Origin of the sequence: Arthrobacter sp. MYb214, from assembly GCF_002979865.1 — a bacterium.
Lineage (GTDB): Bacteria > Actinomycetota > Actinomycetes > Actinomycetales > Micrococcaceae > Glutamicibacter.
Genome location: NZ_PCPZ01000017.1, coordinates 1 through 1,112 on the forward strand (window position 1 = coordinate 1; position 1,112 = coordinate 1,112).

Genomic DNA, 1,112 nt, shown 5'->3' on the forward strand with positions numbered 1-1,112 from the left:
AACGCAGCCTCCGAGAAACCACGGGTAGCCAACGCCGGAGTACCAATACGCAACCCCGAAGTCACCATCGGCGGGCGCGGATCAAACGGAACCGAGTTGCGGTTCACGGTGATCTCCACCTGAGCCAAGAGGTCTTCGCCCTGCTGTCCGTCCAACTCGCTATTACGCAAGTCAACGAGCACCATGTGAACATCCGTGCCACCAGTCAAAACGCTGATGCCCTTGGCCACAACATCTTCCTGGGTCAAGCGCTCAGCCAAAATCCGCGCACCAGCCAAGGTCCGCTCCTGGCGCTCCTTGAACTCCGGCGACGCAGCAATCTTGAAAGCCACCGCCTTGCCAGCAATCACGTGCTCCAACGGACCACCCTGCTGACCAGGGAACACCGCCGAGTTCAACTTCTTCGCAATCTCCGCATCATTCGACAGAATAATGCCGCCACGAGGACCAGCCAACGTCTTATGCGTCGTGGAAGTCACCACATGAGCATGCGGCACCGGCGAAGGATGCAACCCGGTTGCCACCAAGCCAGCGAAGTGCGCCATATCCACGAACAAGTACGCGCCAACCTTGTCAGCAATCTCGCGGAAACGCTGGAAATCCAGCTGGCGCGGGTACGCCGACCAGCCAGCAACAATCATCTTCGGCTGATTCTCGATGGCAAGGCGCTCCACCTCGTCCATGTCCACCTCATAGGTTTCCTCGTCCACACCGTAAGGAACGATGTTGAACAAGCGGCCCGAGAAGTTCAGCTTCATGCCGTGGGTCAGGTGGCCACCGTGGTTCAGATTCAGGCCGAGCACGGTATCGCCCGGGCGAACCAGCGCGTGGTATACCGACGCGTTAGCCTGCGCACCCGAGTGCGGCTGCACATTAGCGAACTTCGCGCCGAACAAGTCCTTCAGGCGCTCGATCGCCAGCGTCTCGATGACATCAACTTCCTCGCAACCGCCATAGTAGCGGCGGCCCGGGTAGCCCTCGGCATACTTGTTGGTCAGTACCGAACCCTGCGCCTGCATGATTGCCTGCGCAGTGTGGTTCTCCGAAGCGATCATTTCCAGGCCGCGCTGCTGGCGAGCCAGCTCAGCGTCAATACGCTGCGCGATCTCCGG

General features: G+C 60.0%; 1 protein-coding gene. It reads right to left on the reverse strand.

Annotated elements, in window-relative coordinates; all coding sequences use genetic code 11:
• Positions 1–1,112: serine hydroxymethyltransferase (glyA, locus tag CQ012_RS17330; RefSeq protein WP_105662739.1), on the reverse strand; the 1,112-nt coding region annotated here is incomplete at both ends.